Annotated in this window: 11 protein-coding genes; all 11 read right to left on the reverse strand. The window is 63.3% G+C overall.

Annotated features, from left to right (window positions below; translation table 11 throughout):
* Window positions 1-25: 25 nt before the first annotated feature.
* Window positions 26-1,456 (reverse strand): gamma-aminobutyraldehyde dehydrogenase, encoded by a 1,431-nt coding sequence (locus tag DTS01S_RS18525; RefSeq protein ID WP_017404985.1) that lies wholly within the window; start codon window positions 1,454-1,456, stop codon window positions 26-28.
* Window positions 1,457-1,505: 49 nt separating this feature from the next.
* Window positions 1,506-3,146 (reverse strand): choline dehydrogenase, encoded by a 1,641-nt coding sequence (locus DTS01S_RS18530; protein ID WP_016452452.1) that lies wholly within the window; start codon window positions 3,144-3,146, stop codon window positions 1,506-1,508.
* A gap of 34 nt (window positions 3,147-3,180) precedes the next feature.
* On the reverse strand, window positions 3,181-4,518 hold the full coding sequence (locus DTS01S_RS18535) for an aspartate aminotransferase family protein (protein WP_016445437.1): 1,338 nt from the start codon (window positions 4,516-4,518) through the stop codon (window positions 3,181-3,183).
* 46 nt (window positions 4,519-4,564) lie between these two features.
* A complete protein-coding gene (locus DTS01S_RS18540; protein WP_016445436.1) occupies window positions 4,565-5,263 on the reverse strand; it encodes a hypothetical protein in 699 nt (232 codons plus the stop codon).
* Between the two features lie 68 nt (window positions 5,264-5,331).
* A complete protein-coding gene (locus DTS01S_RS18545) occupies window positions 5,332-6,270 on the reverse strand; it encodes an alpha/beta hydrolase (protein WP_016452454.1) in 939 nt (312 codons plus the stop codon).
* 51 nt (window positions 6,271-6,321) lie between these two features.
* Window positions 6,322-7,818 carry a flavin-containing monooxygenase gene (locus DTS01S_RS18550; RefSeq protein WP_016452455.1) on the reverse strand — a complete coding sequence of 499 codons (1,497 nt, stop codon included), beginning with the start codon at window positions 7,816-7,818 and terminating at the stop codon, window positions 6,322-6,324.
* A 73-nt stretch (window positions 7,819-7,891) separates the two neighbouring features.
* Window positions 7,892-8,869 carry a WD40/YVTN/BNR-like repeat-containing protein gene (locus DTS01S_RS18555; protein WP_026062275.1) on the reverse strand — a complete coding sequence of 326 codons (978 nt, stop codon included), beginning with the start codon at window positions 8,867-8,869 and terminating at the stop codon, window positions 7,892-7,894.
* A 14-nt stretch (window positions 8,870-8,883) separates the two neighbouring features.
* A complete protein-coding gene (locus tag DTS01S_RS18560; RefSeq protein WP_017404979.1) occupies window positions 8,884-11,265 on the reverse strand; it encodes an efflux RND transporter permease subunit in 2,382 nt (793 codons plus the stop codon).
* Between the two features lie 13 nt (window positions 11,266-11,278).
* Window positions 11,279-12,913 (reverse strand): DUF1302 domain-containing protein, encoded by a 1,635-nt coding sequence (locus tag DTS01S_RS18565; RefSeq protein ID WP_017404978.1) that lies wholly within the window; start codon window positions 12,911-12,913, stop codon window positions 11,279-11,281.
* Window positions 12,914-12,950: 37 nt separating this feature from the next.
* Window positions 12,951-14,327, reverse strand: a complete 1,377-nt coding sequence (locus tag DTS01S_RS18570; RefSeq protein WP_016445430.1) for a DUF1329 domain-containing protein — start codon at window positions 14,325-14,327, stop codon at window positions 12,951-12,953.
* Between the two features lie 49 nt (window positions 14,328-14,376).
* A complete protein-coding gene (locus DTS01S_RS18575; protein WP_061288305.1) occupies window positions 14,377-15,558 on the reverse strand; it encodes a YbfB/YjiJ family MFS transporter in 1,182 nt (393 codons plus the stop codon).
* Window position 15,559: the final 1 nt, after the last annotated feature.

Genomic DNA, 15,559 nt, shown 5'->3' on the forward strand with positions numbered 1-15,559 from the left:
GATCGCGTTGACCCTGTGCATCGTTTCAGCCTGTCTTGACCATGACATGCCGCGCGACCGTGTAGTCCTCCAGTGCGTACATGGACAGATCCTTGCCGTAGCCCGATGACTTCACGCCGCCGTGCGGCATTTCGCTCGTCAGCACGAAGTGCGTGTTGATCCAGGTGCAGCCGTACTGCAATTGGGCGGCCGTCGCCATGCCGCGTGAAATGTCCTGGGTCCAGACCGATGAGGCCAGGCCATAGTCGGAATCGTTGGCCCAGCGCACTGCTTCATCGGCATCGTCGAATCGCGTCACCGAGACGACGGGACCGAAGACTTCGCGCTGGACGATTTCGTCGCCTTGCAGCGCGCCAGCCACGACGGTGGGTTCGTAGAAGAAGCCGCTACCACCACCCACGCGGCCGCCCGCCGTAATCTCGATGTGCTTGTTTTCAGACGCCCGCTGAACAAAGGATTCGACGCGGGATTGCTGCCTGGCCGAGATCAGTGGGCCCAGGTCGTTGTCGTCATCGTTGGGCTGATTGAACTTGAGGCTCTTGACCGCATCGGAAAGGTCGGCAACGAGCTTGTCATAGATCTTCTTGCCGGCATAGATGCGGCAGGCGGCGGTGCAGTCTTGGCCAGCGTTGTAGTAGCCGAAGACCTTGACGCCTTCCACGACGCTGGCCAGGTCGGCGTCATCGAAGACTATGACGGGCGCCTTGCCGCCGAGCTCGAGGTGGGTCCGCTTGACGATCCTGGACGCGGCCTGCAGCACCTTCTTGCCCGTGCCGATATCGCCGGTGAGCGAGACCATCGCCACCTTCGGATGGTGGATCAGCGCATCGCCCACGCTCGCGCCGCGCCCCGTGACCACGTTGACGACACCGGCGGGAAAGATGTCCGCAATGATCTTCGCAAGCTTCAGCAGCGTCAGGGGCGTCTGCTCCGAAGGCTTGATCACGACCGTATTGCCGCCAGCAATCGCGGGTGCCAATTTCCAGGCCGCCATCATCAGAGGGTAGTTCCAGGGCGCGATGGATGCGACGACGCCGATCGGGTCTCGGCGAATCATCGACGTGTGGTTGGCAACGTATTCGCCGGACACAGCGCCGTGCATCGTTCGTGCGGCGCCGGCGAAGAAGCGAAAGCAATCGACGATCGCCGGGATCTCATCCTCCAGCACGCGGATGCGCGGCTTGCCGCAGTTGAGCGCTTCGAGCGTCGCGAATTCCTCGCCGGCGCTCTCAATGGCATCGGCCAGCTTCAACAGCAGGCGCGATCGCTCGGCAGGCGTGGTTCGAGACCAGGCGGTGAAGGCCTTGGACGCTGCCTCGACCGCCGCATCGACCTGCGCAAGCGAGGCTTCGGCCAATTCGGTCAGCAGCGCCCCGGTCTTTGGATTAAGGATCTTCTCCTTGGTTTCCGCGCCCACGACAAAGGCGGAACCGATCAGCAGTTCTTGGTCAAACACGCGAGTCTCCTGTCTACGGGATGAGGTTGAGGGGATATGCCGCGGACCGCTAGGCCGCAACGGCGGCGACCGCGGTCGCGGCCTTGGCGCCGCGGGAGCCCGCAGCGAGGATGAAATCCGCCGCCTTTTCGGCGATCATGATCGTGGGTGCATTGGTATTGCCGCTCACGATGGTCGGCATGATGGATGCATCGATGACGCGCAGGCCGCTCACGCCGCGCACGCGCAGCCGATCGTCCACGACAGCCATCTCGTCGCTGCCCATCTTGCAAGTGCCTACCGGGTGGTAGACGGATTCGACGTTCTCCCTCAGGTACTGGTCGATCTGGGCATCGGTCGTGGCCTGCGGTCCGGGGGCGTACTCCACGCCGCGATAGGGATCGAACGCCTTTTGCGCCAGCACTTCCCGGCCGACACGAATCCCCTCGCGATAGATGCGAATGTCATCCGGATCCGAGAAATAGTTGGGCTGAAGGCGCGGGTGCTGAGTGGGGTCCGCCGACTGGATCTTCAACCAGCCCCGACTCTTGGGGCGCGAGATGTTGAACAGGGGCGTGAAACCGTGCTCGGGAATGATGACCCGACCGTTTTCGCGGTACATGATCATCTCGAAGTGGTACTGGATGTCCGCGGCGATCAGATCGGGCTGGCTTTTCACGAAGGCCAGCGCCTCCACGCCGTGATACGCGCCAGGGCCTCCCTTGTCCCACATGTACCGCGCCAGGGCGGCGGCAGCACGAACGGGACGCACATAGGTCAGGAGCGAGTTGGGCTGCGTCGAGCGGCATTGCACTCCGACGGAGAGGTGATCGTGCAGGTTCTGGCCCACGCCAGGCAATGCCACCGTGACGTCGATGCCCACAGCGCGCAGATGCGACGGATCGCCAATGCCGGACAACTGAAGCAGCTGCGGCGAGTTGATCGCGCCGCCCGAAAGCAGCACCTCCTGATGCGCACGCACAACTTCCTTGCGGCCACGGCGAAGAAACTCGACGCCGACCGCGCGGCCATGCTCGACGATGACCCGGGTGGCCAATGCCTTGGTGATGATCTTGAGGTTCTTTCGGTCCTTGACCGGATGCAGGTAAGCGAAAGCCGTGCTCGCCCGGATCCCCTTGTTTCCGTAGGCCTTGATCGTGCTGTCGCAGGGGCCAAAGCCTTCCTGTTCACCGCCATTGAAGTCGTCCCGGTACGGGTATCCGGCCTGGAGGCCCGCCTCCACGAACGCCTTCGACAAGGGGTGCTGGACACCGTAGCGGCTGGTATGCAACGGACCGTCGTGTCCATGGATGGGACTGCTGGGGCCGTTCCAGTTCTCGGCACGAAGAAAATAGGGCAGGCAATCCTCGAAGGACCAACCACTGTTGCCCAAAGCCGCCCAATGGTCGTAGTCCGTGGCGCTGCCTCGGATATAGACCATGCCGTTGACGCAACTGCATCCGCCCAGCACTTTCGCACGCGGCCAGAACAGCCGTCTGCCCGCAAGATGCTCCTGGGGCTCGGTGTTGTAGCCCCAGTCGATCTGCCCGGTTTTCATCAGTTGGAAATAGCCGGCCGGCATGCCGATGAAGGGACTGCTGTCCCAGCCACCGGCTTCGATCAGCGTGACTTCGACGTCCGGGTTCGCGGACAGTCGATTCGCCAGAACACAGCCTGCGGACCCGCCGCCGACAATGATGTAGTCCGTCACAGTGTGGCCCTCGCTCGCAGGTTCTTGGGAAAAGTCATGACACCACCCCCGCGCCCACCGGCTCCAGCCGCGCATCGACGATGCGGCTGACGGCGCTGATGAAGCTCTCGATGTCCGCTTCGGTCATCGGGGTGGAAAGGAATGCCTTACCGGTGCGGGCAATATGGAAGCCCGCCAGCGTCAAGGCGCGTTGAAGTGCGACAACGCGCTTTGTTTCCTCAGGGCTGGAATAGCCGGAGCGGTAATCGGTCACCTGCCGTTGATGGCCGAACACCATGAAGCTCGACCCGAAGCCTGTGACCTGCCCTGGAAAGCCGGACCGCGCGAATGCCTGGTTCAGCGCCCCCACCAGCCGGGAAGTCAGCTGTGCCATGCGATCGATCGCGCTGTCGTCAAGCAGATCCAGCGTGACTTTGCCCGCGGTCATCGTGACCGGATTGGCCGTGAAGGTGCCGCTCCACGGCAAGCCGGGCTTGCCTTGGCGATGGTCGTAGATCTGCATGAGCTCACGCCGTCCCGCCACTGCGCCGACGGGGAAGCCGCCACCAATGATCTTGCCCAAGGTGGTCAGATCCGGATGGATGCCCAGCAGCGTTTGAGCGCCACCCGTGTGAGACCTGAACGAGATGACTTCGTCAAGAATGAAAAGTGCTCCGATCTCGCGGGTCACACGTTCAATCATGTCGGTGAAGCGCGGGGAGACCTGGATGAATCCCAAATAGCTGGGCGCTGCGTCGAGCAGGACAGCCGCGATGTCTGCGGCATTTGCGCGGATGATTCGCTCGGAGGCCTCGACGTCGTTGAAGGGGATGACTACAACATCGTCGGTCACCCCTTTGGGCACCCCTTTTGAGTAGCCGATCGAGTTCGGATCCTCGCCCCAATTCGACGGTGAAGAATCGAGGCTGACCTCGGCATAGTCGTAGGCACCGTGATAGACGCCCTCCGCCTTGACGATCTTGGACCGGCCCGTGATCGCACGGGCGGCTTTGATCGCGCTCATGACGGCTTCCGAACCCGAGTTGCAGAATCGCACCTGCTCGAAGCTCTCTGCCCGTCCGCATAGGGTTTCCGCCAGCGCGACCTCCTGCTCCGTGGGCAGCGTGAAGGCCGTTCCATTGCCGACCTGGTGACGGACGGCTTGCACGACGCCTGGATGCGCGTGACCGTGGATCAGAGAGGCAAAGTTGTTCAGCAGGTCAAGGCGGCGCGTTCCATCGACGTCGACCACGTAGGCCCCTTCGCCATACGAGGCATAGACCGGAAAAGGTTCCTGCCATGGCAATGTGCGCGTGATGCCGCCGGGCAGCACTTTCAAGCCGCGTTCATACAGTTCCCGGGAACGGGAAGCCAGGTCTGGCCAGTGAGCCATGATTGCACTCCAAAGGATTAAGCGATGAGGGGGGCTTTGCGCGCTGTCAGGCGTGACGGCGCAAACGGGTCTTGGCAAGCGGCTCACGGGCATAGGCGCTGAACCGCGCCTGTGTGGCACGCTCGAGTGCGCAATAGCCGTAGTACAGCTCGACCATCATGAAAGCCCAGACGGACAAGGCTGCGGTGTAGAACACCGTGCGATCCGCGTCGTCGCCGGGTATCGGGACATAGTCGTAGAAGACGGCGATGGCCAGGCCGCTCAGCGCAACGAACACCGTTCCCATCGCATGCAGCGCCTCTCCCGCTTTGTGCAGCCTCCAGGCGAAGTACGCCAGATAGGCCAGGAAGACCAAGCACATCAGAAGGTAGAACGGCGGCTTGTAGACCGCGAACGCCGGCGCATGGTCGGCCGCCACAAGCACGGCAGCGCCTGCGAAACCGAGCAGGAAATACAGGACATCCGCAAGGCGCGAGGGCTGGTAGCTGTGGGTCACCACCATCATGCCCGCGACCGCGACCACAGGAAAACCGAAGGACCGCGAGAACGCATCGAAGAAATGCGCAACGCTGTAGCCGAAATCCCATCCCAAGAGCGCCCACAACAGGAAGTGGGTGCCTGAGATGGCCATGACGAACCATTCGATCCCACACAGATAATTGCGCTTTTTGAGAAACTTCGCGCCATAGATGATCCCGGCAAGGATCAGCAGCACATCGGCCAGCAAAAGAAAAATCGTATTCATGGTGATTGGGCCTCGGTGAGCGTCGAGCTCGTTGATCTCAAGCCGGCACAGGCGTGACGGCCCTCGCTTCATTCATGCAACATCGCCCCGAATTGCTGGATGCTTCGCTGCATCAGCTGTTGCGCGCCAGGCGACCACGGTCCCATTTCAAAGAAGCCATGGATCATTCCTGGACCCGGCATATGTTTTGCGGGGCTGCCGGCCGCGTTCATGGCCGCCGCGTAGGCAGCGCCCGAGTCGCGCAATGGATCGAATTGCGCCGTGACCACCAGCGCCGGTGCCAGCCGGCTCAAGTCCTTGGCCTGCAACGGCGCCAGGCGTGGATCCATCGGGTCTGGATAGTCGCCCGCGTAGTGGTCATAGAACCAATTGATGGTGGCCACATCGAGCAGATATCCCTCGCCGTTCTCCGCGACACTGGGGTACTGCGCCGCCACATGATCCACAGCGGGGTAGATGAGGAACTGCGCTGCCAGCGGGATACCTTCATCGCGCAGTTGCTGGGCGACGACCGCCGAGAAGTTGCCGCCCGCGCTGTCGCCAGCGACGCCGACGATGCGGCCGCCGCCCAGCTCGCTCGCATGCGCCACGATCCATTTCGTGGCCGCGACGGCGTCTTCAATGCCTGCAGGAAACGCATGTTCGGGCGCCAGCCGGTAGTCCACGGACACCACCACGGCACTCGCGCCGCGGCAGATGTCACGGCAGATGTTGTCGTGCGTGTCCAGGTCGCCAATGACGAATCCGCCGCCGTGGAAATAGGCCACGGTCGGAAACGGGCCCTCGCCTTCCGGGCGGTACACGCGGGCCTTCAGTGGCCCGACAGCGCCACCGACGGTGATGTCCTGGACACGGGCCACGGGGACGACTTGCTCGGGCGTCAGTGCGCCGGCCGTCGTCGCCAGATAGAAGGCCCTGCCCTCCTCGGGCGTGCCTTCGTGCAGCGGCTTCGCGCCAGCCTCGGCCAGCATCTTCATGGCGCCGGCGATATGGGGATCGAGTGACATGGAATGGCTTTCTTTTTTGAGCGATGAAGGGGTCGCAGGCGTCACGAGCGATCAGCGGTATGTGAGGGCCTCTTCGTCAGGCCGCACCGAGGGGAACGAGACACGCTCCTCTTCGTACTCAAGGCCTTGCTTCCAGGGATGACGATCGCCCTGGCGGGGCAGCAGGTGCAGGGCACGCATGATGTAGCCCGAGTTGACGTTCTCCGAATCGATCCAGGGCAGGCGCGGCATGTCAGCGTCCGCGGTAGGCACGGTGGGAACCACCATGCTGTGACCCTCCCTCTGCATGTGCTCGGCGATGCGGCACACCAGGTCGGTGACCAGGTCTGCGCGCAGCGTCCAGCTTGAGCGGAAGTAGCCCATGACGTAGGCCATGTTGGGGATGCCTTCGATCATCACGCCGCGATAGCTGACACGCTTGGTGAAGTCCACCGCCTCGCCGTCAACGAAAAATGGCACGCCTCCGAACATCTGCATGTTGAAGCCCGTCGCGGTGACGACGATGTCGGCATCAAGATGCGCTCCACTGGTCAACTGGATGCCCGTGGCGTCGAAGCGCTCGATACCGTCGGTCACTACCGAAGCCTTGCCGCAGCGGATGGCCGCAAACAGGTCACCGTCAGGAACCAGCGCGATGCGTTGCTGCCATGGGCGATAGCTCGGGTTGAAATGCTTGTCCACGTCGAAGCCTTCAGGCAGGAGGGCTCGCGCCTGCTCAAGAATCCACGCGCGCATTTCCTCGGGATGCTCGAAGGACATGCGGACTTCGCTGTCCACCTTGGCAACGAATGCGCGCCGCATGATCTCGTGCACCCAGTCGGGACGCACATCCAGTTCGCGCAGTTGTGTCTCCAGCGGATGGATAGGGGAATCTGCCGCGAAAAACGTGGGCGAGCGCTGCAACATGGTCACGTGTGCAACGGTGTCCGCCAACGACGGGATCAAGGTAGCGGCCGTGGCGCCTGAACCGATGACGACCACCTGCTTGCCCGTGCAGTCCAGATCCTGGGGCCAGTGCTGCGGATGCACCCACTGCCCCTTGAATTCACCCATGCCGGACCACTCGGGCGTGTAGCCCTTGGTGTGGTCGTAGTAGCCCGAGCACATCCACAGAAAACTCGTCGTCAGCGTCAGCGTTTCGCCCGAATGGATACGAGTGACTTCCAGCGTCCAGCACTTGTCCTGGGACGACCACCGGGCTGCCGTGATCCGGTGTCCGTAGTAGATGTGGCGCGTCAGCTGGTTCTCTTCGATCAGCTCACCTAAGTAGGCGCGGATCTCGTCGGCCGTGCCGATGGCGCGTCCCGTTTCCCAGGGCTTGAAGCTGTAGCCGTAGGTGTAGCAATCGCTGTCCGAACGCGCGCCAGGGTAGCGATGCGTCCACCAGGTGCCCCCGAATCCGTCCATGGCTTCGAGTACGGCGAATGAATGATCGGGAAATCGCTTGTGCGTGTTGTATGTCGCACCAAGACCCGAGATGCCGGCGCCCACGACAATAAAGTCGAGATGCTGGCCGCTCACGAGCGCGGCCTGAGGTTGGGTGATCACGTTTGTCTCCTGTTTGGATGAAATTGAAGATGGGCGAAGGCCAGGCCTCAGGCTGGCAATGGACGCCAGTGCATTAGGGCGGCCCGCCGCCGCGCACCACGCCTCGGCGTGTGAACAGCAGCGCTTGTCTGCCCCCATCGCGCGGCGTCACCAGCGCGGAGGTGATCGCCACCCCGTCGGGCCTGGTTTCGATCGTGAAATCGCGGCCATCGCCGCTGCGCGCTAGGAGTCCGTCGAGCCCCACCAGCGTCACGCCCTGCGACGCGCCCGCGATTGCGGTGACTGAGCTCTTGGTATCCAGCCGCAATGGCTTCCAGGTCTGGCCGTGGTCCTCGCTGCGCAGCAGCGTGCCGCGCTGCCCGCCGACAAGCAGCGCACCATCCGCCAACATGGCACCGCACCAAAGGCTTCCGTTGTAGCCCGTGGAAAGGTATGTCCAGGTGGCACCGCGGTCGTCGCTGCGCAGGACCTGGCCGCGCTCTGCGGCGGCAAAGAGCGCGCCATCGCTGCCGGCAAAGAGGCCCAGCAGATTGAGGTCGGCCTTCTTGGCGCCGGGCATAGGCTGCAATGGCCGCTCCTGCCAGGTTTCACCGCCATCGGAAGTCACCAGAACCAGCGACCACAGCCCAACCGCGACGCCGGAATGTGCATCGAAGAAGTGCACGGAGAACAGCGGCCGATCCTCCGTCGTGACGACCCGCTGAACGCGCCAAGTTTCTCCGCCATCGCGCGTCACGATCACCGACCCGCCGTGCCCTACGGCCCAGCCATGCTGCGCATCGGCAAAGCTCACCGATGTCAGCGTGAAGGAGACCGGCACCGACCGCGCCTGACGCCACCGTGCGCCACCATCGTCCGAAAGCAGCACAACGCCGCGATCGCCGACCGCCACGGCCCGTGTTCCCGCCCAGGTGCTGCCCAGGATGGCCGCCTGAGTCGCGATGGCAGATGTCATGGCCGGTACGGGTTTGACTTCGTCCATTGCCCAGGCCGCGGAGGCAATGGCCCCTGCCAGTCCCCAGGCCGCCCACTTGTACAAACGTCTTGTCATCGTCATCCCCGCGTTCAATGCGCCATCAGGCCCACGGACCGGACCGGCCCCCGGCGCGGCAGCGCCCTCTCAAGCCATACCGCGAATGCCGGCAGCACCGTCATGGCCATCACCATGTTCACCATGAACATGAAGGCCAGGAGCTTGCCCATGTCCGACTGGAACTTCAGCGACGAGAAGCTCCACGTCGCCACGCCGATGGCCAGCGTGATCGCCGTAAAAATGGTCGCTGCCCCGACCTCAAGGATGGAACGCTCCAGCGCCTTGACGATGCCTTGCCCGCTGGCCATGTGCAGCTGCAGCCGGTTGTAGATGTAGAACGCGTAGTCCACGCCAATCCCTACCGCGAGCACCATGACAGGCAACGTGGCAACGGTCAGGCCGATCTGCAGCTCCTTCATGAACCAGTAGCCGATGAAGGTACTGATCGCCAAAGGCAGGCAGCACACCAGCACGGCCCGCACATCCCGGTAGACCAGCAGGATCAGTCCGATGATGGCTGCGTAGACGTACAGCATCATGGGCAGTTCGCTGTGTTCGATCTCCTCGTTGACTGCGGCCAGGACGCCGGCGTTGCCCGACGCGAGGCGAATCGCGACGCCTGGCAGCTGTTCGCGCTGGCGGAACGCCTTGACTGCCGAAACCACGCCTTCGATGGTGGTGGCCTTGTGGTCCGAGAGGAACAGATGCACGGCCGTCATGCTGCAGTCCTTGCGCATGAGCCCTGGACTGCGCGCGATCTCCACGGCCAGCGCTGCGTAGTTGCCGCCGTCGATGGGGACCGCCCCCATCTTCGGGTTGCCTTCGTTGTAGCCTTCGTTGTACTGGCGCAGCGCCGACGAGAATGAGTTGATCGACAGCACGCCCGGCACACCTTGCATTGCCCAGACGAAACGGTCCTGGTACTGGCCGACAGCGACGTTGTCGCACGACTGCGGAGGCGCCTCGAAAATCACGCTCATCCAGTCCAGTCCCAGGTCGTATCCAGATGCGATCGCCAATGCATCGCGGTTGAACCGGGACTCGGGACGCAATTCGGGGGCGCCTGCTTCGAGCGTACCGACGACACGGTCGCGGCTGTTCCAGACTGCGGCCCCCAGCACCACAGCTGCAATGGCCAGCACCACGACCGCATTGCGCGGAACGGCTACTTGCGCCAGCAGGCGCAACCAACGCTGCCGGCGTACCGTCAACTGCTCGACGCGAAGCGCATAGGCCTGATCGACCTGCATCAGCGAGGCTGCCACGGGCAGCATCACCAGGTTGGTCACGATCTTGAATGCCACGCCCAGCGCAGCGGTGATGGCCAGCTCGCGAACCATGGGGATCGGGATCATCAGCAGCGTGATGAAGGTGACAAAGGCCGTCACCAGGGCCAGCGTCCCGGGGATCAACAAACCCGTGAAGGCCGAGCGGGCTGCTTCGTCGCAGCTCTTGCCATGGGCCACTTCACGCACGATGTGGTTGATCTGCTGCACGCCGTGCGACACCCCGATCGCGAACACCAGGAAAGGGACGAGCACACCCAGGGGATCGAGGCCATAGCCCAGAATCCGCAGGGCCCCGAACTGCCATACCAGCGAGGAGAGCGAACAGACGATGGGCAGCAGGGTCAGCCGCCATGAGCGGCAGTAGCCATACACCGCCAGTGCAGTGAGCAGCAGCGCCACACCGCAGAACAGCAGAACCGCAGAGGCACCATCGGCAATGTCGCCGATCTGTTTGGCAAAGCCGATGATCTGGATCTCGAAGGCGTCGTCTTCAAATTTCGCACGCAAGACGCGCTCGAGCTCATGGTTGAATTCGACATAGTCCATGTGCCGGCCCTGGGCATCGACTTCGGACAGATCGGCCGTCACCATGGCACTGGACTGGTCGCGTGAGACCAGGGTTCCCACGAAGCCCCCCTGGGCCGTCGAACGCGCGATGGCCTGGATGGTTGGCTCGTCCAGCCGGTCGGGCGTCACGTCCCCTGGCACCAGGGGGTCGGCGCGGAAGCCCTCTTCCGTGATCTCGTTGACAAAGGCGTTTGGCGTCCACAGGGACTGCACGCTAGCGCGCTCGACGTAGGGCATGAACGTCACCGCCTGCGTCACGTCATACAGGCGCTGCAGTGCCGCCGGGCTCCATATGTTCCCCTTGCGGACCTTGACCGCGATGATCAGTCGGTTGGCGCCGAGCAGGTCGTTGCGGTAGTCGTTGAAGGTCCGCACATACTCGTGCCCGATCGGCAATTGCTTTTCGAAGCCCGCATCCATCCGCAGCTGGCTGGCGAACCAGCCCATGCCTACCGTCAGCAAGGCAAGCGCACCCAGCACCGCTACGCGCCGCTGAAACAACCAGCTTTCCAAACGCTTCAGCAGGCCGCGTTTGGAATTTCGCTCGGCAAAAGTCACGTTCGGCTCCCCATCAGAAATTTCGAGTCAGCACGGCGCCGACGAAGGCGCGGTCGCGCAAGGGCTGATCGAAAGGCGAGGAGCCGCCCCAGAAGCGTGCATAGTTGACGGCGAACTGCCATTTCGCGGGGTTTTGGATGAACGTCACGATCAGGTTCATCTGTTGGGCCCCCTTCATGAACATCGCCGACGCGTTCGGCGTGCGGCCCGTCAGTGCCCGCGAGTAGTAGATCTCCGGGATGACCTGCCAGCCTGGGATGAGGGTTCCGTCGTAAGTCACGCTAAAGTCGAGCGCGATACCCGCCGAGGTACGCGTTCCGCCGGTGAGCGGCGCCGCCGTGGGATCGGTTTCCTGGCCCCATCCCCAATAGCCGGCGGACACGGGATCCCCGCCATAGGATCGCCGCATGCCGGGGTAGTGCACCACGACGGTCTCGACCATCAGGTTCGCCGCCTGGGCGCGGATCAGCTTCAGAAAATCCGGCGTATTGGCGGGCGAGAAGGCATAGATCCCGGTCAGATGCCACTGAAAGCGCTTCTCATCCACCCAGCAGCGGCCGTCACGGTCAGCGCAGCCAGCCAAGGGGCTCAGGGCCACGGCATCCCGGGGCCGATACGACAGCTCGGTGCCCACGGCCCAATCGCCCACGGGGAAATTCGCGCTGATGCCGTACAGCCTGCGGTTCTCCGGATACACCCAGGACGGTGCGAAGGTCGCTTGATCAATCTTCAGCGCGGGCAGTTTGTCGTGGTAGTTCAGGGCATAGAGACCCAGGTTTAGCTCCGACCCCGGCGGCTGCCAGCGCAGCGACGCCCCCCATTGGCCACCATTGCGAGCCTTGCTGCCTGCGTATCCGAAGTCTTCCATCCCCTTGCCCAGGGAATTCGTCGAAGACCAGTAGCTCCCCACCGGAGGGAGATAGCTCTTGTTCCAGCCGAATTGCGCATAGGTTTCCAGATTAAGCCCGTGCCCCAATCCAGTCGCGAAGCTGGCCATGGGCGCCGGCAGCACGGCTTCCTTCAACTGCACGCCAGGCTGTGCCAGGCGCATGTAGTCCAATGCGTTGGTGGCGTTGATACCACCAGGGAAAAAGAGACTCTCTCCCCAGTTGATTACCTGGTTGCCGACACGGACGCGCGCCTGCCGCTCGCCGATGGCAAAGGACTTGCTCACCCAGAGATCCAGCAAGCGGGCCTTGAAACGCAGATCCTCGCTTGCACTGCCGGTGAGGCCACCCATGCCGGGCGGCGTGGTCGCGCTGAGCACGCCTGTCGTATGTGTCGCGGAGAAATCACGCACCCAGTTGGCCCGCGCCATCACCGTGACATCCTCCGGGAACTTCAACAGCAGTTCGTGGCTGCCTTTAAGGTAGGTGGTGAAGGCATCGCCCCTGCCATAGTTCAGGTTGCCTTGATCGCCGATCCCGGATGTGGGCGAGAGGCAGCCCGAAGGCGCGCCGTTGCCCGTGGCCCCGGCAACGACCAATCCACAGGCCGACGACTGGGCGCGCACTCCCGTGCCCAGTGAAATGGAAGAATCGAAAGACCCCCTCAGACCTTCGGTCTCGAAATTGATAGCGTAGGCCCTGTGGCCGGTACAGGTGGCCATCAGGCCCACCAGAGCCGCCAGTCTCCAGTTGTGATGCATCGCAGTTCTCCTCGTTGCGCGGCGTGTTGTCGCCTGCTCAGCGTTCGCTGATGGCACGGAGGTTGTCCGAGGTGTAGAAGTCGCGCTTCAGGCGCGGGTTGCCCGCAGCCTCGGTGTAGTACTGGATGTCACTGCCTGCCCCAAGCGAGGTGTAGTCCAGGAAGTAGCGCTGGTCCGCCAGGTTGTATTGGGAGTACGCCGCGACGTCGCATGTGCCTGTCTCGTAGACAGGCATCGCGTAGCCCTCGCGCACCTTCCAGACCTTGCCCTGCGCATCCTGGTCCACCGCCAGCAATGGCGCCCAGCTGTCCTCGTCGAGGTAGAACGTGCGCTTGGGTGCCAGATGGCGCACACCTTGCTTGACGGTGGCCTCCACGATCCAGACGCGATGTGTCTCATAGCGACGAACGGCCGGCGCAGGCGCATCGCGCAGCAGCACGTCGTCCGCCTTGGCCGTGAAGTCGAAGATGCCCAGGGCGTTGTAGGGGACGATCAGTTCCTTCTTGCCGACGAGCTTCCAGTCGAAGCGGTCCATCGGTCCGCTGTATACGTACGACTCGTCGACCGTGACCTGGTTGTCCATGCCGATCTGGGGCGAGTCATAGGAATAGGTGGGCATGCGCCGCACGCGGCGCTGGCCGGGGAAGTAGTAGTGCGCCTCCTGGGGCTTGCCTGCGATGGTGGTCACCACCGCGGCCTGCCCGGCAAGCGCCGCCGGTGCGTTGTAGGCGAAGTAGACCGCCGCCTCCATGCGGTCCACCTTCGAAAACAGCGTGCTGCCTTTGACGCCCCAGGGGACGAACACCGTGATGTCGTTTGCCGCCTTGATCCATTCGTCGCTGCCCTTGCGTGGAGAGACGATGGTCTGGGAATTGCGCATGCCCGACGCCAGCCCGCGGTAGCGCAGCTTCATATTCCACATGGCCTCCGCGCCATTGCCCGGCATCGGAAAAGGGAATCCCGGAACATGGGCCTCTTCCAAGGAAACCCCGTCGCTCGCCATCCTGGCGAAGCCGACGTTCTTCCTGGTGTTCTCCGCCACAAAGTCCGGCGTGCCACAGGTCCTTCGGCTGGGGTACACGTCCATGCGGAAGCCCTTTGTGGACTTGATCAGTTCGACCTGGCCCGGCGCCAGCTTGTCGGCGTACTTGTCAACGTTGCCCGCATCAATGGCATACAGGGGCTTGTCGTCTTTGTATTTGAAGAATTCGATGCGCCGCTTGCCGAATGTCCAGCCTGCCCCCTGAGGCTCCGGCTGAGACCAGACCGGCACAGCACCGTCGGCAGAGGCGCTTTTTTCAGCGCCCGAGGGCGACAGGGTTGTGCCCAACTTGCCGGCATCGTCCGCGTAGGCAAACGACATCGACATGGCCGCGGCAATGGCAACCGCGCGGTGACAGTTCATGGGGTTCATGCTGAGGGTCCTTTCGAGCAGGGATGAAACGCAGGGCTGCGCTGTTGCGTCAGTTCGTTGAATCGCGAAGCGGGGCCTCGCCAATGACACTTCGTTGTGCGCCCCACCGGTGGGCCGCCAGCATCGAGACGATGGCCAGCACGGCGAAGATCGCGGAGATGTCGTACGCCACACCGAAGGCGGAAGAGGAGTCGATCAGCCCTCCTCCCACCAGCGATCCGACCGCAGAACCGATGCCGACGCAGGCAGGGATCAGCGCGATATGCCGGCCCACAGGGTCGAACCCCGGCAGCATTGCGTACTGCGCCACCCCGCTAGCCATCCAGGCGCCGGTGAACGCCGTTGCACCGACGACAAACGTCCATGGGGTCAAAGGTGTGGCCAGCAGCAGCGCACCCGCCGCGCAGACGCTCAGAAGTACCGTCCCTGACGACAAGGCCCAGCCGCGACGAAGCAGTGCCGGCATGCACAGGCAGACCAGTACGGTGGGCACGGCAGACGCGCCAATGGCTTTGTGAACCTGGTCTGGCGCAAGACCCGAAGCAAGGCCCACGGCTTCCAGAAAGGTCCATGCCAGGCCGGCGCAGGCCGACACCAGAAAGATGGATGCAAGCACCAGCCACGCGGCGCCGGCGTTCACTGCGGGAAGCTCGCCATCTGGCGACTCCCCGACCACCCTGCATCCATCCATGAAGAAGAACAGCACGAACAAAGAGACGCCCGCCGTCGCCGCGCAGTAGATGAGCGAAGCGCCGATCGAACCCAGCCCCGGCACGATGACCGAGGTCAACAAGGTCATGCCGAGATACTGGCAAACCACCATCAGCGGCAGCAAGGTGTCGGCGCGCGGGTTCAACGACACGTAGCGAATGGCCGTGCCGAAGACGATGCCGCCGCCAATGCCTGCGAATACCCGCTCGCAGCAGGCGAGCCAGAACGCGGGGTCGCCATACATCGCCGCATTGCCCGCAAGCTGCATCAGCAAGCCGCAGGCCAAGGTGAAGCGCGCCGTTCGGCTGTGGATCACGTAGACGAGCAGCAGGGAGCCGATGGCATTGCCGACCACCTCGGCCATGGCGATCACGCCCTGTTGCGTCGCCGTGTAGTGCCAGTCCGCGGCCATCTGGACGACAAAGGCGGGCATACCTCCAAAAAACACATAACCCGCACATGCCAGCCAGAGCAACGCAGCGGCAAAAAGCCTGGGGAATCGTTCGCGTACCGTCATCATG

The sequence above is a fragment of the Delftia tsuruhatensis NBRC 16741 genome (assembly GCF_001571325.1).
Lineage (GTDB): Bacteria > Pseudomonadota > Gammaproteobacteria > Burkholderiales > Burkholderiaceae_C > Comamonas > Comamonas tsuruhatensis.